16 protein-coding genes are annotated in these 22,096 nt (G+C 61.9%); 15 read left to right on the top strand and 1 reads right to left on the bottom strand.

Annotated elements, in window-relative coordinates; translation table 11 throughout:
• Window positions 1-79 precede the first annotated feature (79 nt).
• The 4 genes from prpF to BLT98_RS04835 all read left to right on the top strand — a co-directional run bounded on the left by prpF (window position 80) and on the right by BLT98_RS04835 (window position 6,205).
• Window positions 80-1,270 (top strand): 2-methylaconitate cis-trans isomerase PrpF, encoded by a 1,191-nt coding sequence (gene prpF, locus BLT98_RS04850; RefSeq protein ID WP_092605657.1) that lies wholly within the window; start codon window positions 80-82, stop codon window positions 1,268-1,270.
• 137 nt (window positions 1,271-1,407) lie between these two features.
• Window positions 1,408-2,961 carry an MBOAT family O-acyltransferase gene (locus BLT98_RS04845; protein WP_092605655.1) on the top strand — a complete coding sequence of 518 codons (1,554 nt, stop codon included), beginning with the start codon at window positions 1,408-1,410 and terminating at the stop codon, window positions 2,959-2,961.
• Window positions 2,961-4,202 carry a hypothetical protein gene (locus tag BLT98_RS04840; RefSeq protein ID WP_139179095.1) on the top strand — a complete coding sequence of 414 codons (1,242 nt, stop codon included), beginning with the start codon at window positions 2,961-2,963 and terminating at the stop codon, window positions 4,200-4,202. The genes BLT98_RS04845 and BLT98_RS04840 overlap by 1 nt, the downstream gene beginning before the upstream one ends.
• Window positions 4,203-4,318: 116 nt before the next feature.
• Window positions 4,319-6,205: a propionate--CoA ligase gene (locus BLT98_RS04835; RefSeq protein WP_092605651.1), complete on the top strand. Its 1,887-nt coding sequence runs from the start codon at window positions 4,319-4,321 to the stop codon at window positions 6,203-6,205.
• A 44-nt stretch (window positions 6,206-6,249) separates the two neighbouring features.
• Here the strand turns inward: BLT98_RS04835 and BLT98_RS04830 are convergent, their stop codons facing one another.
• Window positions 6,250-6,963: a S24 family peptidase gene (locus BLT98_RS04830; protein ID WP_092606911.1), complete on the bottom strand. Its 714-nt coding sequence runs from the start codon at window positions 6,961-6,963 to the stop codon at window positions 6,250-6,252.
• 149 nt (window positions 6,964-7,112) lie between these two features.
• On the opposite strand from BLT98_RS04830, the gene BLT98_RS04825 reads away from it, so the two are divergent.
• From BLT98_RS04825 to BLT98_RS28675, 11 genes are all read left to right on the top strand, one after another.
• The gene (locus BLT98_RS04825; RefSeq protein WP_034783960.1) at window positions 7,113-7,529 is read left to right on the top strand and encodes a FeoC-like transcriptional regulator; all 417 of its coding nucleotides are present in this window, start codon (window positions 7,113-7,115) and stop codon (window positions 7,527-7,529) included.
• A gap of 18 nt (window positions 7,530-7,547) precedes the next feature.
• Window positions 7,548-8,090, top strand: a complete 543-nt coding sequence (locus BLT98_RS04820; RefSeq protein ID WP_034783962.1) for a DnaJ-like cysteine-rich domain-containing protein — start codon at window positions 7,548-7,550, stop codon at window positions 8,088-8,090.
• A gap of 336 nt (window positions 8,091-8,426) precedes the next feature.
• A complete protein-coding gene (locus BLT98_RS04815; RefSeq protein ID WP_092605649.1) occupies window positions 8,427-9,632 on the top strand; it encodes a phage tail tube protein in 1,206 nt (401 codons plus the stop codon).
• Between the two features lie 76 nt (window positions 9,633-9,708).
• Window positions 9,709-10,152, top strand: coding sequence for a hypothetical protein (locus BLT98_RS04810; RefSeq protein WP_070220938.1), 444 nt, complete (start codon window positions 9,709-9,711; stop codon window positions 10,150-10,152).
• A gap of 140 nt (window positions 10,153-10,292) precedes the next feature.
• Window positions 10,293-10,496, top strand: a complete 204-nt coding sequence (locus tag BLT98_RS04805) for a phage tail assembly chaperone (RefSeq protein ID WP_051991236.1) — start codon at window positions 10,293-10,295, stop codon at window positions 10,494-10,496.
• 51 nt (window positions 10,497-10,547) lie between these two features.
• The gene (locus BLT98_RS04800) at window positions 10,548-15,119 is read left to right on the top strand and encodes a phage tail length tape measure family protein (RefSeq protein WP_170846292.1); all 4,572 of its coding nucleotides are present in this window, start codon (window positions 10,548-10,550) and stop codon (window positions 15,117-15,119) included.
• Entirely contained in the window at window positions 15,116-16,585 is a 1,470-nt protein-coding gene (locus BLT98_RS04795; RefSeq protein WP_092605645.1) for a hypothetical protein, read from the top strand. Before BLT98_RS04800 ends, BLT98_RS04795 begins: the two co-directional genes overlap by 4 nt.
• Window positions 16,582-18,159: a hypothetical protein gene (locus BLT98_RS04790; RefSeq protein WP_092605643.1), complete on the top strand. Its 1,578-nt coding sequence runs from the start codon at window positions 16,582-16,584 to the stop codon at window positions 18,157-18,159. Before BLT98_RS04795 ends, BLT98_RS04790 begins: the two co-directional genes overlap by 4 nt.
• 283 nt (window positions 18,160-18,442) lie before the next feature.
• Complete coding sequence (locus tag BLT98_RS28680; RefSeq protein WP_139179092.1) at window positions 18,443-19,162, top strand: hypothetical protein; 720 nt, start codon at window positions 18,443-18,445, stop codon at window positions 19,160-19,162.
• 8 nt (window positions 19,163-19,170) lie between these two features.
• Complete coding sequence (locus tag BLT98_RS04780; protein ID WP_092605639.1) at window positions 19,171-20,001, top strand: hypothetical protein; 831 nt, start codon at window positions 19,171-19,173, stop codon at window positions 19,999-20,001.
• Window positions 20,001-21,851 carry a hypothetical protein gene (locus BLT98_RS28675; RefSeq protein ID WP_139179089.1) on the top strand — a complete coding sequence of 617 codons (1,851 nt, stop codon included), beginning with the start codon at window positions 20,001-20,003 and terminating at the stop codon, window positions 21,849-21,851. Before BLT98_RS04780 ends, BLT98_RS28675 begins: the two co-directional genes overlap by 1 nt.
• The last annotated feature ends 245 nt before the right edge of the window (window positions 21,852-22,096 follow it).

The following is a 22,096-nucleotide window of genomic DNA, read 5'->3' as shown; positions in this document are numbered from 1 at the left end:
ATTTGTGAAAAACCCGCCAACAATGTGTCGGATTACGCGTGGCGACGCCACGCTAATCCGACCTACTTTCGGACAGACCATGACTCACATCCCCCAAATCAAGATCCCCGCCACCTATATGCGCGGCGGCACCAGCAAGGGCGTGTTCTTCCGCCTGCAGGATCTGCCCGCCAGCGCGCAAGTGCCGGGCGCGGCGCGCGATGCGCTGCTGCTGCGCGTCATCGGCAGCCCCGACCCGTACGGCAAGCAGATCGACGGCATGGGCGGCGCCACGTCGAGCACCAGCAAGACGGTGATCCTGGCAAAAAGTAGCAAGCCGGAGCACGACGTCGACTACCTGTTCGGCCAGGTCTCCATCGACAAGCCTTTTGTCGACTGGAGCGGCAATTGCGGCAATCTGTCGGCCGCCGTCGGCTCGTTCGCCATCGCCAGCGGACTGGTGGACGCCGCCCGCGTGCCGCAAGACGGCATCGCCACGGTGCGCATCTGGCAAGCCAATATCGGCAAGACCATCATCGCCCATGTCCCCATGACGCATGGCGAAGTACAGGAAACGGGCGACTTCGAACTCGATGGCGTGACTTTTCCGGCCGCCGAAGTAAAACTGGAATTCCTCGATCCGGCCGCGGAGGAAGAGGGGGGCGGTGGCGCCATGTTCCCTACTGGCAACCTCGTCGATGACCTCGACGTGCCCGGCATCGGCAGCCTGAAAGTCACCATGATCAACGCCGGCATCCCGACGATCTTTGTCGACGCGGACGCCATCGGCTACACGGGCACGGAACTGCAGGACGCCATCAATGGCGACCCTGCCGCGCTGGCCCGTTTCGAGACCATCCGCGCGCATGGCGCGCTGCGCATGGGCCTTATTGCGCATCTCGACGAGGCGGCGAAACGCCAGCACACGCCGAAGGTCGCGTTTGTCGCCAAGCCGGCCGGCTATGTCTCGTCCAGCGGCAAGCAGGTGGACGCGGGCGATATCGACCTGCTGGTGCGCGCCATGTCCATGGGCAAGCTGCACCACGCCATGATGGGCACGGCCGCTGTCGCCATCGGCACGGCGGCAGCCATCCCCGGTACCCTGGTCAACCTGGCGGCGGGAGGCGGCGAAAAAACCAGCGTGCGCTTCGGCCATCCGTCCGGCACCCTGATGGTGGGCGCGGAAGCGGCGCTGGCCGATGGCGCATGGAGCGTCACCAAGGCCATCATGAGCCGCAGCGCGCGCGTGCTGATGGAAGGGTTCGTGCGCATTCCCGGCGACGCGTTTTAAGGCCAAGCAGGCGGATGCGCATGCAGATCAGTTGATATTTCTGCTAGCAAAGAAATTGAGCGACAAGGAAAATGGGGGAGCGCCGGCAGCGATGCGCATGCGGCGGCGACCTTCCATGCTTCCCGACGGGTGAATTGATGCTATTTAACTCCTACGTCTTCCTGTTTGCGTATCTGCCCATCACGGTGGCGGGATTTTTCATCCTGGGACGGCGCAGCCAGTTGTGGGCCGCCGCCTGGCTGGCTTGTGCCTCGCTGTTTTTCTATGGCTGGTGGGATTACCGCTACCTGCCGCTGCTGCTCGGCTCCATTCTCTTCAATTACGGCAGCGCCGCCCTGCTTGGGCCAGGACGCATCCGCCACCGCAAGGGCCTGTTGATCGTGGCCATTGCCGCCAACCTGGGGCTGCTCGCCTATTACAAGTATGCGGGATTCTTTGTGGCCAGCCTGGCGCAATTGCTGGCGCAGCCGCTGCCCGCCCTGCAGGTGATTCTGCCGATCGGGATCTCGTTCTTTACGTTTACCCAGATCGCCTTCCTGGTCGATACCTACCAGGGCAAGGCGCAGGAAAGCCGCTTTGTCCATTATCTGCTGTTCGTGACCTATTTCCCTCACCTGATCGCCGGCCCTGTATTGCATCACAAGGAAATGATGCCGCAGTTTGCCGACAGGCGGATATTCAGGCTCTCGACCCGGAACATCGCTATCGGCAGCACGATCTTTTTCATCGGCCTGGCAAAAAAAGTGTTAATTGCCGACAATGTCGGCCCGTATGCGGCGCCGCTGTTCGATGCCCCAGCCGAACCTTCGCTGCTGCTCGCCTGGGGCGGGGTGCTGGCGTACACCTTCCAGCTGTACTTTGATTTCTCCGGCTATTCCGACATGGCCATCGGCTTGTCGCGCCTGTTCGGCGTGCGCCTGCCGCTCAATTTCGACTCGCCCTATAAATCGCGCAATATCGCCCAATTCTGGCGCCGCTGGCATATGACGCTGTCGCGTTTCCTGCGCGATTACCTGTATATTCCGCTGGGTGGCAAGCGCTGCGGGCCGGCGCGGCGCTACCTGAACCTCATGATCACCATGGTGCTGGGCGGCTTGTGGCATGGCGCCGGATGGAATTTTCTCGTCTGGGGTGCGCTGCACGGCGCCTACCTGGCCATCCACAAGGCCTGGAGCGCGGCTGCGCGGCGGCTGCATCTGCCGCTCGATAGTCGCGCCTGGAAGATCGTCGCCACCTTGATCACCTTTGCCGCCGTCAGCGTTGCGTGGGTCTTTTTCCGCGCCCCGGACATGGCGACGTCATGGACGATCCTGCAGGGTATGGCGGGCAGCTATGGCGTGGCCGTGCCCGATGTGCTGGCCAGCGGCGTGCCGTCGCTGCAGCATCTGCTGGAGACGACAGGCACGACGTTTTATCTGGGCGGTGGACGTCTGTTCGTCGAGACCTGGGCGTGGATAGCCGTCGCCGCGCTGCTGGCCTTTGCCTTTCCGAACACGCAGCAAATCATGCGCCGCTGCGAACCGGCGCTGGATTTCCGGCGTGCGCGCACTGCAGGAACGGCAAGCCGGGACATGGCGCGCCTGCTGACGTGGCGCGCCTCGCCGGCGTGGGCGGCCGCCATCGCGCTGCTGGCGCTGGCGGGCATCCTGGCCCTGAACCGGCCTGCCGATTTCCTGTATTTCCAGTTCTGATGGGGATCGGTGAAATGACAAGACCATCGTACGGCCGATATCTGTCCATTCTGGTGCTGGTGCTGCTGTCCTGCGCATGCCTGATATGCGCCTTTGTGTACATTGTCGACCCCTACAATCTGTATGGCGCGGTCAGGCGCGACAATTTCAACGCCGTCAAGCCTGGCCTGCAACGCTACCAGAGCCAGATCAAGCACGAACACGCGCTGCGCCTGCAGCCGCGCTTCATCATCCTGGGCAATTCGCGCGCGGAGATTGGCTTCGATCCACGTGCCGCTGCATTTGGTGCAATGCATGGTGCCGGCTACAATATGGGGATTCCCGGCACCGGAATGGCCACGGCCATCAGCCAGTTCGCGCAACTGTCGCAGGCAGGCATCAAGCCGGGGACGGTGATCGTGGGACTTGAGTTCATCGACTTTCTGAAGCCGGCCATCGCGCCGCCGGCGCGTACAGAGGCGCCGTCCGGCCATGTTGCCGGATTCTGGCGTTTCGATACCTTGTTTTCTCTGGCCTCGGTGAAGGACGCCGTGAAGACTCCGCTCATACAGCATGACAGGGCGGCGTTCACCATGGCGCCGAGCGGCCTCAATCCCGCGCTGGACTATGGCGCGCAAGTGGTCCGCGATGGCTATTACAAGGTGTTCAAGCATCGGGCACAGAAAAGTGCCGCTCGATTTGTCAAAATGTCGACGACCGATTTTGCCGACGGCGATTTTCAATCGCTGCACGACTTCTTGCTGGCGATGGCGGCCACGCAGGCCGATGTCAAACTGGTGATCTATCCGTATCACGCACAGATGCTTACCCTGTTCGAAGGGGCAGGCCTGTGGCCCCTGTTCGACGAGTGGAAACGGCAGGTTGTGCTGGAAGTGGCGGCAGTGAAAAAAATGAACCCGTCGGCCAGCATCACGGTGACCGATTTCAGTGGCTTTGGCCCGTACAACTGCGAGCCGATTCCCACACAACAGCAGCGCCACGCCAGCACGCGGTGGTATTGGGAAGCAGGACACTTCAAGAAGGCGCTGGGCGATATCGTCATGCAGCGCATCATGACGCAAAAGGATAGCGCGCCGGACGACGGCCAGTTTGGCATGCCGCTGACCGGCGCCACCTTGGCGGCGAACCGCGACAGGATTGCGGCCGAGCGTCGCGCCTGCGTGGCGGCGCAGCCGGAGATGTTCGCGTTCTCGAAAAAACTGTTTGAAAAATTTTTGGAGGGTGCCCCCATCCACAGATAAAAAAGAGCTGCGCAGGCAGACGATATACAGGTGATACACAGGTGGAACACAAAAGCGCGGCGGCCAGACCAGTTCGCCCAAGCCCGATACAAGGTTGCACGACTACCGGAGGAGACATGAATTTCGCAGCATTTTACCAACGCTCGATCGACACACCTGACGCTTTCTGGCGCGAGGAAGCGGACAAGATCGACTGGAACATCCCGTTTTCGCAAGTGCTCGATTATTCCCGTCCGCCATTCGCCAAATGGTTCGTCGGCGGCACCACGAATTTGTGCCACAACGCCGTTGACCGCTGGGTGGAAAGCCAGGGCGATGCCGCCGCGCTGATCGCCATTTCCACCGAGACCAATACCGAGCGCAGCTACAGCTTTCGCGAGCTGCAGCGCGAAGTGGAGCGCTGCGCCGCCATGTTGCTGGCGCTGGGCGTGGGCAAGGGCGACCGCGTATTGATCTACATGCCGATGATCGCCGAGGCGGCGTTCGCCATGCTCGCTTGCGCGCGTATCGGCGCCGTGCATTCCGTGGTGTTCGGCGGCTTTGCCGCCAACAGCCTGGCCAGCCGCATCGACGATGCGCAGCCCAAGCTGGTGTTCTCCGCCGATGCCGGCTCGCGCAATGGCAAGGCGATAGCCTACAAGCCGCTGCTCGACGAAGCCATCCGCATCGCCACGCACAAGCCGCAGCAGGTGCTGCTGGTCGACCGCCATCTTGTGCCGATGGAGCTGACGCCCGGCCGCGACGTCGACTACGCGGCCCTGCGCGAGCAGCACCTGGACGCGCAGGTGCCCGTCGCCTGGCTCGAATCGAACGAGCCGTCGTATGTGCTGTACACCTCGGGCACGACGGGCAGACCGAAGGGCGTGCAGCGCGACGTGGGCGGCTACGCGGTGGCGCTGGCATCGTCGATGCAGTACAACTTCTGCGGCAAGCCCGGCGAAACCTTCTTTGCCACCTCGGATATCGGCTGGGTGGTGGGCCATTCCTACATCGTGTATGGTCCGCTGATCGCCGGCATGGCCACCATCCTGTACGAGGGCCTCCCCATCTGTCCTGATGCCGGCATCTGGTGGAGCATCGTTGAAAAATACAGGGTCACGCGCATGTTCTCGGCGCCGACGGCCATCCGCGTGCTGCGCAAGCACCCGGTGGAACTGATGCGCAAATATGACCTGTCTTCCCTGAAGGCGCTGTACCTGGCGGGCGAGCCGCTCGATGAAACCACTTCGCAGTGGATCGCCGATGAACTGAAAGTGGACATCATCGACAACTACTGGCAGACGGAGACGGGCTGGCCGATTCTCTCGGTGGCGAAAGGCGTAGCTGATACCCCGACGCGCCTGGGCAGCCCCGGCCTGGCCATGTACGGCTACCAGGTCAAGCTGCTCAACGAAGCGACGGGCGAGGAGTGCGCCGCCAACGAGAAGGGCGTGCTGGTACTGGAAGGCCCGCTGCCGCCGGGCTGCATGCAGACAGTCTACGGTGATGACGAGCGCTTCGTCGACACCTACTGGTCCACCTTCAGCGGCCGGCAAGTGTATTCCACCTTCGACTGGGGCCTGCGCGATGCGGATGGCTATTATTTTATTCTGGGCCGCACCGATGACGTGATCAACGTGGCCGGCCATCGCCTGGGCACGCGCGAAATCGAGGAAAGCATCACCAGCCACCCGAATGTGTCGGAAGTGGCGGTGGTGGGCGTGGAAGACAAGCTCAAAGGCCAGGTGGCGATGGCTTTCGTGATCCTGAAGGACCCGCGCGGTTTCGACAGCGTTGAAGCGAAAGCGGTGCTGGAGCGCGAAGTGATGGCCGTCGTCGACCGCCAGCTGGGCGCCGTGGCGCGGCCTGCGCGCGTGCTGTTCGTGTCGCAGCTGCCGAAGACGCGCTCGGGCAAGCTGCTGCGCCGTTCGATCCAGGCCATCTGCGAAGGGCGCAGCCCGGGCGACCTGACGTCGATGGACGACCCGGCATCGCTGCAGCAGATCCAGGCAGCGCTGGCGTAAGCGCCAGGAAGCAAGCGAAGTTTATCAATTGATAAACTTCGCGTTCAAATCCGGTCGCTTTCCTTGCGCACGACCCTGCCGACGATCAGGCATTCATTGCCACGGCACAGCTTGCGATGGTATTTGCGCTGGTCGGGGTTGTCCGACGTCAGCCACCATTCGCCGATATCGCGCGCCATGCGCTTGACCACCGGCTCGCCTTCATAATTGATCGCAAACACAATGCCGTCGGCTGGTCGGTTGTCGGCCGTGTTGATGATCACCACGTCGTCCTCATACAGGGCTGGCTCCATGCTCTCGCCCTTGACCTTGATCGCCACCAGTTTTTCAGGATGGTAGCCATTGCGCTCGACCCAGCTGCGCGGCACGCTGATGGTGCTGCCGTCGTGCGTTTCCGGTTCGATGGCAAAGCCCGTGATGCCTGCCGACAGGCGCAGTTTCACCTTGCGGATCGGGTAGAAGCGTTCATCCTCGCCATCTTCCACCACCACGGCCTGCACGCCTGCCAGCGCGCGCGCGGCCATGGTCACCTGGTCCGGCGCCGCACCCTGGTCGAAGTACATGCTGTCCAACTGCAGGTCCGCTTCCAGCTTGCGCGCGATCTTTTCGCTGAAGGCGCGGCCCTCACGGTAGGTGGGCGAGAGGATTTGCGAGATGCGTGCCTCGCTCCAGCCGCTGACGTCGGAAATTTTCTTGCGCGTGTTGTCGTAGTGCTCGCGGATCAGGACCAGCAGGCGGTCGCGTCTGTATTGATACATATTCATCTCCACATTAAACCTGAAATTTACCGTTTGATAAATTACCAAATGCTTGACTTTAACATTAGCGATTGATAAAGTCCACTCGTTGCCTGTCGCAAACGCACTACAGCGTCTGCCGGTTGGCGACACCACGGGAGGTCAGGCAGATGTTGAACAGCAGTCAGTTGGTTGAAAGCAGGGCGGCGCCGCGGCAGGGGCGCCAGTTACAGGGACGCAGCAAGAAGTCGCAGCTGCATATCGCCCGCATCGCGCAGTACATACGCGAGCAGGGCCAGGCCAGCGCGGCGCAATTGTCCGCCTTGCTGGGACTCGATGCGGGCACCATGAGCCGCTATTTGCGCCACATGTGCGGCATGGGACAGATCCACCTGGCGCAGCGCCATTGCACGGAACCGGGACGCCAGCGGCCTGCCCTGTACGCGCTGGGTGAGCAGGATGACGAGGTCGATGGCTGGGCCGAACTGCCGCCGCAAGTGCGCCGCACGGCCAGCTGGGCACGCGGCACGGCGCACCGCGATCCGCTGGTGGCGGCGCTGTTTGGCCCGGCACAGAATAACGATTAGTATCAACGAGGAGAAATCATGGGGTTTGCAGAAAAATTCATCGCATCGCTGTCGTCGCAGAACTTGCGCGACGATGCCGTCCACCACGACCTGGATGTTATCGCGGCGGCCGCGCTGGCCGGCGACATGGGTGCCTTGCTGTGCCGCGTCAAGTATGCGGACGGCACCGTCAGCCGCCTGTTCGAAGGCAATGCGGGCAACCTGGCGCAGTTGCTGCGCGCCTGGACGGCTGCCGTGACGCAGAAGGGCCGTGCGCGGCGCTGGGTCAAGGCGCAGACGGCCTGGGATGCGCAGGCGGCCAATACCTTGTACCGCCGCGTTGCCGAAGCGTCGCTCGCGCATTGGCTCGACAGCAAATGCAAGGTCTGCCACGGCACGGGCGTCGTCGCTGCCATGCAGGCCGGCGCGCCTGTCGTCTGCAAGGCTTGCCACGGCGCCGGCGAGGCGGCCATCAGCTGCTCCGGCGGCTTCGAGCTCGAACGCATCAAGGATATGGTCAGCGAACTGGAAGGCATCTTCCAGTCGCACGGCGCCCGCGCCATGCGCCGCCTCGGCCACTGACAAATTTTCTGCAATATGCCTGGCACTGGAAAAAACGCCCCTACAATAGAGTCTCGATCACGCAGCAACAGGCAACACCGGCAGCACCGCAGTACACCACATGCTTCTCCACTCGTAATAGACGCGCCCAAGGCGCGACACCGATAGGGGAACTCAGCGCAGCGAACGGCCTTCATGGCCTCTTCGCCCACCTTCCGTCCGGCATGGCCCCGCGCCATCCGGACGCCAGCCCGCCGCCTCACCGCGCGCGGGTTTTTGTCTTCCTGATTATTCGCAGTTCCTTCCCCAAGACCGCCCCTGGCGGTCTTTTTTTATCTCACGAAAGGTTTTACAACTATGGCATCGACAGCAAACGGCATCGACAGCTTGATCGTTATCAGCAAACAAAGCGCCGAAGGCAGCAAGGCTGCCGCCGGCGGCGGCCAGATTTACCCCCGCGTCACAGCCACTTTCGACACGGAAGCGGACAAATACGCGAGCGCCGAAATCGACGCCAGCCAGCAGCAGGGCGATACCCGCCTGGGCAATTTCCGCACCACGGGCGCCATCAAGGCCGAAGCGGCGTGCGGCACGTATGCACCGCTGATGGCGGCGCTGCTGCGCCGCGACTTCACGGCAGGCGGCGTGGCTGCGGCGCAAACCACCATCGCCGCGGCAGCCTCCGGCCTGACGCGCAGCGCCGGTTCCTGGCTGAGCGAAGGCTTCCGCGCCGGCAGCGTGGTGCGCATCACCGGCATGACGGCGCCGGCCGCCGCCAACAACGCGAAGAATTTCTTCGTCACGTCGGTGACGGCCACCAACCTGAATGGCCAGTTCATGGACGGCTCGGCGATGATCGTCAAGGCGGCCGGCGACTCGGTCGGCGTGGCGGCCGTGGGCAAGCGCAGCTTCACCCCGTTGACGGGCCATACCACCGACTGGTTCACGGCCGAAGTGCAGGACCCGAAGATCGGCGTGCACCGCAGCTTCGTCGACCAGCTGGTCAGCAAGATGGATATCGCCGTGCAGCCGAACGGCATCACCAGCCTGGACTTTACCCTGATGGGCAAGGCGGAAGGCCCGACCACGGCCGTGCCGTACTTCCCCGCGCCGCTGGCCGCACCGGGCTCCGGTAAGTTTTCGGGCGCCACGGCCATGCTGTCGGTGAACGGCATCCCGTCGCAGATCTGCACCGGCATGTCCGTTTCGCTGGACGGCCAGGTCAAGGTCGACCCGGTGATCGGCTCGAAGTACGCCACGGCCGCCTCGCGCGGCAAGGTGATGGGCTCGGGCCAGTTCACGGTGCTGTTGCAGGACGCCACCTACCTCGACTACTTCAAGTCCGAGACGGAAATCCCGCTGGCCTACGCCATGGCGTCGGGCACGGTGCCCACCGCCGACGTGCTGGCGCTGGCCATGGGCCGCATCAAGATCACTTCGGCCAAGATCGACGACGGCGAGAAGAACAAGATCGTCACCTGCGCCTTCGACGTCCTGCGCTACAAGGGCACCGACGCGCAGCACGAAGCGACCACCTTGACCATCCAGGACAGCGCGCTGTAAGCGGCTGACGCTTGACCCGGGGCCGCCTGATGGCGGCCTTTTTACATTTTTTCACATCATCCAGAAAGCAGCACATATGAACAACGCGCAAAAAATCCAGGCAGGTTTCGACATCGGCAATATCCATGCGGCCGCCACTCCAGTCACGTTCGACGTGCCCGTCATCTTCGACGCGGATGGCGAAGCGGTGGCCGGCCTGACCATCGTCGGCAAGAACAGCGAGCAGTATCGCCTGGCCAACAACGCCGTGCGCGCAGAAGGCTACAAGAAATCGGCGCGCCGCAAGACGGCCATCGACGCCTCCACCGACGAAGGCGCGGAACTGCTGGTGCAAGCCATCGACGGCAACCAGAAGCGCCTAGCGCTGGCCGTGGTCACGGGCTGGTACGGCTTCACCAGCAATGGCGCCCCCGTGCCGCTCGATCCGGCCCTGCTGGAAGCGGCCTTTGAAAAATACCCGACCTGGCAGGAAAAGGTCACCACGGCGCTGGAAAACGAGTCGAATTTTTTGAAACTCTGACGGCCAGCCTGCTGCACTACGCCGGGCACCAGTTCGAGCGCGGCGCGCGCGCGGCCGATGGCCATGCCAAGGGCGAGCATATCGATGCCGCCCGGCGCCATCCGCTGTACCGCGCGCCGCCTGAAGAGGCGACGCCCCCAATGCCGTTCGAGCTGGCCCACGTGTGGGAATGGTTCGCGCAATTGAACCGCAAGCGGCAGAACGGCATGGCCGTCAACCCCATCGCCAGCACGGAAATTCTCGCCTGGCAGGCGCGCCACGCCATCGCCATCGAGCCGTTCGAGCACCAGCTGCTGGACCAGCTCGACGCGCTGTTCCTGTCGCACCAGCATGCGGCGGGCTGACCCGCATTTTCCAACCCGGCCGCCATGCGCGGCCTTTTTTATGGGCCAACCATGCCAGAGATAACAGAGTTAAAAATTGCCGTGAATGCGGCGGAGATCAAGGCGGGAACGCAGGCAGTGAATGACCTGGCAGCCGCCAGTAAACAGACAGGCGAACAGGTTGAGAAAGCCAGCAGCAAGTTTGGCAATTTTGAACCACGGGTGCGCGCGCAGGCCGAAGCGGCGCGCACGGCGGCCGACGCGAACATCGCCCTGGGCGCGGGCGGCAGCGACGCCGCGGACGGTCTGCTCAAGGCACTTGAGGCGGTCAATGGCTTTACCAAGGCTTCGGCCAAGATCGGCGAAGCCGGATTGAACGCCGACATCGGGAAGATCAAGGATGGCCTGGGCGAGATGGCCAATGCCACCGGCTTGACGGAGCTGGCCATGAAGCGCCTGGGCGCGGGGCCGCTGTTGGCGCTGCAGATGGCGGCTGACGTGGCGGCGTTCGTGGCAGAGGCCTTCGTGCAGGGCCAGCTGGAATCGGACAAGTTTTCGCGTGCCCTGGAATTGACCGGCAATGCCGCCGGCATCACGGAAGGGCAGTTCAATACCATGGTGGCATCGGTAGCAGATTCCAGCCAGGGAGGTCTTGGCGATACCCGTGTTGCCTTGCAGACCCTGGTGGAAACGGGGCAGTTTACCAGCGAAGCGCTCAATTCCGTTGGCGCGGCCGCCGTCACCATGGCGCAAATGAATGGCCAGTCGGCCGGCGCCGTGGCGGCTGACTTCGCGACGATGGCCGATGGCGTGACCAACTGGGTCGATACGCACGACAAGAACTACAACATCCTGACGGGCGCGCAGTATGCGCATATCGCCGCGCTGGAAAAGGAAGGCAAGACGCAGGAAGCCATGGTCGTGGCGAGCGACTTGATCAACGCGGGCCTGCAAAAACGGGCTGAAAAGCTCAGCATGATCGGCACCTTGCTGCAAGGTAGCAAGAATCTCTGGTCCAGCTTCATGGACGGTATGCGTTCCATCGGACGCGAGGAGACGCCGGAAGACGAAATTGAAAAAATCAAGAAACGCACGGCTGAAGTGCGCCGCACGGGTCAGCTGGTTCCCGGCACGCACCCGGCGGCGCGCCTGACAGGCGTCCAGATGGAACAGTTCGAGCAGGAGCAGGCCAGGGCCCTGGAAGTGGCGACGAACAAGAAGACGCAGCGGGAAGCAAAGGCGAAGGCCGACCAGGACGAATCGAAACGCAATGCCGATGGCAAGCAGGCGGTCAAGGATCTTGATGAGATGCAGAAGCGCTATGTCACCAAGGCGGAGCGTGAAGTAGCGGAAATCAAGAAGCTCGAGGAAACCCTGGCCAATGCCAGGGCCGGCGGTGTTGCCGTCTCTCCCGAAAAGGAAAAAGAGTTGCGGCAGAAAGTGCACGCCTCGTTTGCGGGATCTGCCAAGGTTGCCGCGCCCCCTGCGCCTGGCTCGGATCCCCGCGACGCTGTGTTGGCAGGTCAGTTGCAGGCGATTCAAAGCGCGTTGCGCATCAAGACCGAAGGTTATGACCAGCAGGCCAAGCTCGATGACGCGCGCCGCAAGGGCGGCGCCTTGAGCGAGGATGAGTTTTTTGCGAACCGCCGCATGGCCATTAGCGCGCGTGGTGCGGCCGAAGTGGCGGCCTATCAGCAGCAAGCCGACGTATTAAAAGGTTTTCAGGCGAAGACGGCGCAGGGCCAGCAGGAAAGGGACAACAAGATCGCCGAAGCGGGCGCGGCGCAGGTGCGCGTGCAGCAGCAAGTAAACGCCGATCTGGCGCAACTGGAGGAAACGGCGCGCCAGGAGAAGGAAGCGGCGGCGAAGAAACGCGACGAGGAGGCCAAGGCAAAAGAGACCAAGAACCGCGCCGATGCCAAGGCAGCGGATGAAAAAACGTGGAAAGACACGGTCGATGGCGCCAAGGCCATTGGCGACGCGCTGGAAAAGGCGTTCGGCAAGGCTGGGGCGGCGGTAGGCAAGTTGGGCACGGCCTTTGCCGATTATCAGAAGGCCCAGCGTGATGTTCAGCGCACCCTGAAAGAAGGACTCAAGGATGCCGGCGACGATGAACCCAAAAAGGACGCTGCGTATGCCAAGGCCCGAGAAGATGGCGCGCAGGCGCAAATCAAGGGCTATCGTGACATGGCTGGTGCGGCCAAGGGATTTTTCAAGGAAAACAGCACGGGCTACAAGCTGATGGAAGGGGCCGAAAAAGCGTTTCGCGCGGTGGAAATGGCCGGCCAATTGCAAAAACTGGCCACCAGCCTGTTTGTATCGGGTTCGTCCGCCGCTGGGGTGGTAGTCGGGCAGGCGACAGAGACCGGCGCGGTAATGGCAGGTCAGGCCGCGCAGAATGCGGCCAAGGTACCCGGCGTGTTCATGTCCTTCATGAGCTCCATGGGGCCGTGGGGCTATGCGGCGGCAGCGGCGGCGATTGCCGCCGTGCTGGGCGGCGCCTTCAGCGGCGGCGGTGGCGCCGACACGACGGCCAAGGACCGCCAGGCCGCCAACGGCACCGGCACGGTGCTCGGCGATTCATCCGCGAAGTCGGATTCGATCGCCAAGAGCCTGGAAATCATGGAGAAAAATTCCGGCCTGGGCCTGGCGTATTCCTCGTCGATGGTGGTCTCGCTCAAGCAGATCGTCTCGGGCATCGGCGGCCTGGGCAGCTTGCTGGTGCGTTCGGACATCCTGACCTCCGCATTGGGAACCAAAGGCAGTGCCAGCGGCGGCTTCATCGGCAATGTCGTCAGCAGCATCTTTGGCGGCAAGACCACGGTGCAAGATGTGGGCATAGTCACCAACTCGTCGAGCCTGGGCGACCTTGATACTAAGCGCTTCAACGTGAATTCCTATGTCGATATCAAGAAGTCCGGCGGCTGGTTTTCCAGCGACAAGAAGTCCACGAACCTCACGGCCATGGGAGCCGAAACGAATGACCAGTTTACGAAAATTGTTCTCGGCCTGCGCACGAGCATCGTCTCTGCCGCCGACTTGCTCGGCATGGGTGGCGATGCCTTTACCTCGCGCCTGAATTCTTTCGTCGTCAGCCTGGGCAAGATCAGCCTGAAGGACTTGAAGGGCGAGGAAGTGCAAAAAGCCCTGGAAGCAGCCTTTTCGAAGCTGGGCGACGACATGGCGAAGTTCGGCGTGGGCGGCCTGGAGAAATACCAGGCCGTGGGCGAGGGCTACCTGGAAACGTTGGCGCGTGTGGCCAACAACTACATGCAGGTGTCGGACGTGCTGGCCGTGCTGGGCAAGTCGTTCAACACCTCCGGCCTTTCCGCAGTGGCCCTGAGCGAAAGCCTGATACACGCGGCGGGAGACCTCGACACCCTGACCAGCGGCACCAGCTTCTTCGTGCAGAATTTCCTGAGCGAGGCCGAGCAGATGGACCCGGTCACCAAGTCGGTGCGCAGCGCCATGGCGGCGCTGGGGCAATCCGGCGTGACGACCAGCGAGCAATTCAAGGCACTGGTCCTGGCGCAGGACTTGAACACGGTCGCTGGCCAGAACATGTATGTGCAGCTGCTTGCCATCGCTGAACCGTTCAAGAAGGCCGCCGACTATGCGGCCGACCTGGCCGCCGCCACGGGCGAATTGGCCGAAGTAAGCAAGACGGCCAGTGACATCGCCGGCGAACGCAAGGATATGCAGCAGCAGTTGAACGAGCTGACGAAAACTGAAGCGCAGTTGCTGGCTGCCCAGCGCGCCAGCGTCGCTGATGCTAATCGCGGATTGTTCGACCAGATCCAGGCTGTCAAGGCGGTGACCAGCGCGAAGGATGCGCTGGCCAAAGCCTACGAGACGGAATCGGCGGCGGCCAAATCGGCGCTGGAGAAGTCGAAATCGTGGGTGACGACCTTGAACGGGCTCAATGCCAGCATGGCTTTGGGCGCCCAGTCGACGCTGACGCCGGAACAGAAATATGCCGAGGCGCGCGCCCAGTTCGAGAAAACCCTGGCTGCCGCGAATGCGGGGGACACGACGGCGCAATCGGGCCTGTCTGCCGCCGAACAGGCGTTTTTGACGGCATCGCAAGTGGTCAACGCGTCCGACGCCCGCTATGCGGCGGACTATGCCCGCGTGGTGGAAGCGAACAAGGAAGCGTTGAAATGGGCGGCCGCGCAGGTCGACGTGCAGCAGGCCAGCCTGGATGCGCTCAATGCCCAGGTGTCGGGCTTGATCACGATTAACGACAGTGTGCTGACGGTGGCGCAGGCCATTGCCGGTCTGCGGGCGGCGATGGGTGGTGCGGCGGACCTCGGCGTGCAGTTCAGTAATCCTCCCGTGGTCGCTGCATTGGCGGCGATGACTTCCCCCGTGACGGCGGCCGTCTTCGACCCCGTGCGCTACTCGTCGGCGGCGAACGTCGGCTCCGATGTATTGGTGGCCGAAATCCGCGGCCTGCGCGAAGACAACCAGGCCATGCGCGTGGAGCTGGAAGGTTTGCGCGCCGACCAGCGGTCGCAGACGGGCGCCACCATCCAGGCTACCTTTGAATCGAATGCCAACGCCGCCAGGACGGTGGTCGATGGCGTGGATAAATCGTCCCGGGCATCCGCCTGGGCCAATGCAGTGAAAGGAGAGTACGCATGACCGATGCGCAATTTCAGGATTGGCTGCAAAGCCCGTCGGCCATCCGCATGGTGCTGATCGAGGCGCAAGTGAACGTGGCCGGCAGCGAGGTGACGCGGTATATCGCTTCGCGGCCCTACATCACCGGGCCGCGCGAAGTGCCGGCGAATACCGCCTATCAGCCGCTGGCCAAGGGCGGCCTGGCTTTCACGGAACAGGTCAGCCTGTCCGGCGAGGCGGGGCTGTCGGGCGGCGATATCGAACTCGATAACGCCGATGGCGCGCTCGATGGATGGCTGGACGACGTCTGGATGAACCGGCCGATCAAGGCCTGGGCCGGCGATCCGTCCTGGCCGCGCGCCGACTTCCAGCTGGTCTTTGACGGCATCATCGCCGACGTGGCCAGTGCGGGGCGCGAGTCGGTCAACCTGGTACTGCGCGACAAGCTGCAGCGCCTGAATACGCCGATCTCCGAGGCGAAGCTGGGTGGCACGACGCCGAACAAGGACGCCATCCTGCCGATACCGTTTGGCGAATGCCACAACGTGGCGCCCTTGCTGACCAATCCCGCCACGCTGGAATACGGTTTTCTTGGCGCGGTCGAATCGACGTTTGAAGTGCGCACCAACGGCAAGCCGATTGCCGTGGCCTTGAATGACCAGGCGGGCCGCTTCAACCTGACTACTGATCCGTTTTCCACCACGATCACGGCCAGCGTACAGGGCGACAAGGGCGGCGGCTATGCGCCGCGCATCGCGCCGCTGGTGCAGCGTATCGCCACGGCCTACGGCAAGGTGGCCGACCGTTTTGCCCTGGCGGACCTGGACCTGGACAACCTGGCCGCCTTCGACGCGTCCCACCCGCAGCCGGTGGGGCTGTATGTTGCTGACCGTACGAACCAGGCGCAGGCCATCCAGCAACTGGCGGCCAGCGTGGGCGCTCAGGCGATCATGTCGCGCACCGGCCAGCTGCGCCTGGTGCAGATCGCGCTGCCGGCCGCCGGCGTGCCGGTGGCGATCAGTCCGGAGCAGATGCGCGAACGCTCGCTGCGTCCCGCGCAGCGCCTGCCGGTGACGGCCGCCGTGAAGATCGGTTTTGACCGGAACTGGACGCCGCAGGCTGGCCTGACGACCAGCATTCCGCCGGCGCATGCCGACCTGTATGCGACGGAATGGCTGACGGAGACCGTGGTGGACGAGGCGGTGCGCGCACGCTATCGCCTGAGCGACGACCCGGTGCAGATCGATACGTGCCTCAAGACGCGGGCCGACGCCCGCGCGGAAGCGCAGCGGCGTCTGGCCCTGAACAAGGTGCCGCGCACCATTTATGAATTCGATGGAGAACCCGAGATGATGATGCTGGAACTGGGGCAGCCAGTGCGGCTGCGCGCCGAACGCTTCGGCTTGCAGGATGGCGTGGCGGGCGTGGTGGTACTGCTGTCGCGCTTCTGGCTGACGGGCAGAGTGACGGTGGGGGTGCTGGCATGAGCGCGATTGTGGGAGAGCGCGATACGCTGCTGCAGGCGACTGCGGAGCGCTTCAGCACGACGGCCGATGGCAAGGCGATCCTGATGTCCGCCAGTACGCCCGTCTTTCGCGTGAACAGCGCCGGCGCCGGCGCGCCCGGCTCGATCGCCATCACCGCCAAGCCCGTTAATGTGGTGGGCGATATCGTCTTTTCCGTATCCGCCGGCACGGCGTTGCAGGTCAACGGCAACGTGGCCACCGTCGATTTTTCCAGCATGACTACGGATACGGCGCTGGTGCAGGCACGCATCCGTGAATTTGGTGTCGATTACATCGCCAGCTACATGGTCAGCAAGGTCTTCGACGGCGTCAATGGCGATACCGGCCTGGCCGGATTGAACACGGGCCAGGCCTTCGCCTACAAGCGCGCCGCTGCGGTACCTGGTGATTCTCCAGGCGACGTTATCTTTACCTTCGCCACGGCGGCCATCACGACGCCGGCCGGCAATGATCTGGCCAATGGCTGGTCGAAGAACATCCCTGCCGGCACGGCGCCGCTGTACGTGCGCGTGTCAGCAGCCAGTTCGCGCAATGCCACGGACAATATCGCCGCCAATGAGTGGTCGGCGGCGGTGCAGCTGGCCAAGGACGGCACCGACGGCTTGAACGTGGCGCCCGTGCGCATCTACCAGCGCGGCGCGACCAACATCGCGCCGGCACTACCGAGTGCGGCGTGCACGTTCACGTTTGCCACAGGCGCACTGACAGGCCTGAACAATGGCTGGTCGGCCCAGGTGCCGACGACGGGCGGTGCGTACCTGTTCACCTCAGGTGCTACGGCCGCATCGCGCACGGCGACCGACGACATCGCCCCAGGCGAATGGGCCGCCGCGGCGCGCCTGGCCGCCGATGGCGCCACCGGCCAGCGCGGTACCGTGACGGTGACGGCGCCCGGGTACTCGGCCTGGTCGGATGCCTCGGCAGTGTATGAACTGGGGCGTGCAGGCTATGGCGCACCGGTCAACCGCGACGTGGTGACCTTGTATGACGCGACGCATGCGGTGACGAAGTATTTTGATAATGGCGCCTGGCTAGTGCTGGGCACGGTGCTGAATGGCAATCTGCTGGTGGACGGTTCGGTGGCGGCCAAGGCGCTGTCGGTGGACAAGCTGGCGGCTATCAGCGCGGACCTGGGGAGTGTGACCGCTGGTGACCTGTACGGCACTACACTGCACGGTGGACCTGGGTACCCGACCAATGCATATTCCTGGCCGGGCGCCGCCGCCGGTGGAGGATTTCACCTAAGCGCGGCCGGCCTGTTGATGGGCAATCGCAATGCCGGCGCTTTCGTAGAAATGCGCAGCGACGGTTATGTGGCCATGCCAGGCCTGACCATTTCGCCGGATGGGCGGGCGTCATTCAGCGGGCAGCTGTCGGCGGCTGGCGGGTCGTTTAGAGGCGAGCTGGTGGCTGCTACTGGAACCTTTGGCCTGATTCGCAGCGCAGAGAGCGGCCAACGGACTGAATATGACAGTAAGGGTATCCGTATTTATAACGCAGCAGGCAAATTAATTGTCAGATTGGGGGAGTGGTAATGCCTGCCGGTCTTCAGGTATTTAATGCTAATGGGGTACTTCGATTGGAAATTACCGATCGATTGACTAGATTGGTTGGAACTTTCACATTACCGGCATGGAATGACACAGCGTTACGATTTATACCTGTTACTGGTATGTCTGACGACGGTTTCTGGGCTGTTACACTGCCCTGCCCAGATTATTACTATCAGATTGTAGATGGTGGAATTAACGTGTGGTCTACCGGCGTCAGATTCACCGGCTTTACCTCTGTTCCTATTACAGTATATCGGATATAAAAATGACAGCAGGTCTTCAAATCTTCAATACTAACGGTGTTGTCCAGATTGACGATAACTTAAAAAATCCTCGTTACGTTACCGGAGGTTCTGTCGCTAAAGGCGCGGATAACAGCGGCTACGGCAACTATGTGATAAACCTTGGCGATTTCGGTATTGATCTGAATGCAGAGATTCCGCTTATCCTTGTTCGTCCTAATGAATATGGTAAATACGTTGGCGGCATCTTCTTGACTAAACAATATGGTACGGTGTTCGGGGGAAACTTCTGCTTGATCGATGCTTCAGACTCTGGCTTCGACTATGCAGTATTCTCCACTCGTGTTGGCGGCGTAACCGATTCCGGTAACTTTGGTTTGCAGGTATTCAACGCCGCAGGGGAAATTACATATAACAGTAATAATCGGCATGCGAGGATTATTGAAAATTTGATCCACACGGCAACGCCGAACTTCACTTACCCGTACTCCTATGCGTTCTCAGGATTCAACGAGATGCCTTGGATTGTTGTCAATCCATTGGTAGCCAGTTTTCTAGGGGAGCAAGATTACCCTGCTGGGGTCTACGCCAAGGTGACTGCAGTAAATTCTATAACGATTGGTTTGCAACTTAATGGCGCTGCCTCCACCCCTTTTCTGGATACTTATGGTTTAGTTGCAGCAAAGAATGCTGATCCCTACAACGGGAAAAGTGCATCTTTTGCTTTAGCCAACTGGGCTTAATTTAAAAAATGACGAATCTCCGAATTATCCACGACAACGCGGCCGACCGCGCGGTGTTGATGGCATCGAGCCAGGCCGGCACCTTGGGGCCGGCCAATCTGCAGCGCGAGGGAAAGTCTCTGGTATTGCGCTCAACCGGCGCTGCGCTGAGCATCACGGCAACGTGGCCGTCACCGGAAATCATCGGTGGCGTGGCGCTGCCGTTTTGCAACTTGACCTCAGGGGCGACCATCCGCGCACGCGGCTACATCGAGCCTGGCCACACTGCGCCTGCATTCGATACGGGCCTCATGCCTGCGTGCGAGTATGCGCGGTTGGGCATGTGGGATTGGGGCGCGTTGCCGCTGGGCTTGAATGCCTACAGTTATGGCGGCGGTACCTACGCCCGTTGCTGGTTCCAGATGCGCAGTATCAGGAAGCTGGTGATCGACCTGGCCGACCCCGACAATCCTGCCGGCTACATCGAGGCTGCGCGCCTGGTCGCAGGGGCATATTGGAGTCCCGAGCAGAACGCCTCGTATGGCGCTGGTATTACACCGGTCGATACCAGCACCCAATACCGTAACGGCGCTGGCGAACAGAAGGTGGAACGGGGTGTGATTTACCGCAAGCTGTCGCTGGCGCTCGATCACATGACGCCGCTGGACCGCGCGGAACTGTGGCGGATCGTGCGCGGCAACGGCTTGTCGCGCCCGCTTTTCGCCAGTCTGTATCCGGATAGCGACGATGTCGAACTGGAGCAGGCACACCAGGTGTATGGCCGTCTGACCAACCTGGCCGCCATCACGACGCCATCTTTCCAGGCTTATGCCAGTAACATTGAAATCGAGGAACTGTAATGGGTGATTTTTTTTACTATGGCCAGAAGGACACGATCCAACGCTTGAACGAGCTGGCTGGACGGGGCGCCGTGGTGGCGTCGTATGCGCCAGCCGTGGGGCGGTCGCCGCTTGGTGGGCCGAATGGGTACATGAATCCAGCGTGGCTTGATCCAAGTATTTCCATCACGACATCAGCACCTGTAGTAGTTGGAGTTTCTAATAAGTACGGGTACAGCTATATTGGCCAAAATCCACCAACAGGCCTCTGGTATCGAATCGCCACATTTGCAGCTGACGACAGCAGCAATGCGCAGCATCTGCGCATTGACGGGGTATTGAATGATGGCTGGGCAGCAAACGCCAATTCCCCCTTCGTGCTTATGCTGGCCGTCCGAGGTGGATTTTATTACGATTCGACCTTTAATGGAGCAGTCCCGAACAACGCCAGAATACAAGTATATCAACTGGTAAATGGGACGTTTGAGGTGTATTTGAACTTCAGGGCAGGTTCATTCGGCGCAGCGTCGTTTAATCTGCTGGGCTTTACCACCACTACATACGCACAACCTGTATCAGTAACAGCAACACCTCCTGGAACACTGATCTACGATTCGGGCAATGCAGCGGCGTACCCGCCACGCATAAGGGGAATATCCTCGTCCGGCCTGTACTCCGGCGCACAGAACGCTGTGCAGATCAACAACGGCTTATTTATCGGTGACTGGACGACGGGCGGGTCATATATTTTGAACTGCCCAGTTGGCGCTGCAGCAGGCAGTGTGAACAGCGTCATTTCTTCGGGCATCGGCGGACTGGTCGGCACCTACTCGGCTGGCAGTATCGGTTGGTACGTGTCCGGCGGAAACGGAGCCTTGCCAGGCAAAGAAGGTTACCGGTATATCCTTCGGGCTTACGACAAAAACTCCAATACGACCTCGGCGGACATAGCAAGGTTTGGCGGGAATGGCCTGGTCTATATTCAGCTCTTAAAAGCAGGTAGCGGGGATGTTAATGCCCGGCATAACATCAGCCGAGGCTCAGCCCAGGGCGAGGAGATATTGTATGTCGGTAGGGACGGCGCAACAAACCCTAGTTTGGCAGTCCTTGCGGCAGACGGGCTTGGCGGGTGGAACGGTGCCAATAACGTGTTGTACGTCGGTAAGCACTCTGTGTCTGGACGTAGTGTATCTACAGCGGGGACAGTAAATACTGGGGGTAACGACTATGCGGAGTATATTTTCAAGTGTCCGACCTGCGGCATTGTCGCTCCTGGTCAAATAGTAGGCATCACTGCTGATAATAAAGTCACCGACCAGTGGGCCGATGCCGTCATGTTTTCGATCAAATCGACGGCGCCCTCGTTTGTTGGCGGCGATTCCTGGGCGAATGACGTAGGGCAGCGACCATCGCCTCAGGCAGGGCCGGCGCCGACTCAAGCCGTCCGCCGTGATGACGTGGTCGCGCAGCAGGCAGTACCGGGCACCAACCCACCGGAATACGAGGACGTGGTCACCGAGCTTGGAGACACCGACGACGAGTGGGCAGAAAAACAGGCAGCGTTCGCCGCTGCATTCGCCGCCCACGAACTTGCCGTGCTGCAAGACGCCGAGGCCATGGCCACCTTCGACGCGGCGCTGGAAGCCGAGCGCCAGAAGGTCGACCGCATCGCCATCGCCGGCCGCGTGCCGGTGAACGTGCTGGGCGCCCAGCCGGGCGACTACATCGTGCCGGTCCAGGACGGTGCCGGCATCGAGGGCCTTCCCGTCCGCCAGGCGGACCTCACCCATTTGCAGTACCTGCAGGCGGTCGGGCGCGTGATCTCGATTGAGCCGGACGGACGGGCCTATGTCATGGTCAAGGTCGTGTAGCAAAACAGTAGTCACCACAAACCCGCTTCGGCGGGTTTTTTCATTTCCACCACCTGAAAGGCAACCATGGCCGTCGAAACTAGCGCCGGCGGCGCGTTGAGTTTCCGCTCGCATCTTGTGTAGCAAATGGGGCCGTCATGACGATCCGGCCTGTCGTGACGGGCTGCCCAACCTCCGACCCGTCATACGATCCCAGCGTTGGCACCAATCGCCGGCGCGCCGAATTCTATCGGAGCATGCGGCGC

The organism is Janthinobacterium sp. YR213, from assembly GCF_900099875.1.
Lineage (GTDB): Bacteria > Pseudomonadota > Gammaproteobacteria > Burkholderiales > Burkholderiaceae_D > Janthinobacterium > Janthinobacterium lividum.
The sequence above is the reverse complement of the archived record's forward strand: the minus strand, read 5'-3'. Positions and strand labels throughout refer to the sequence as shown.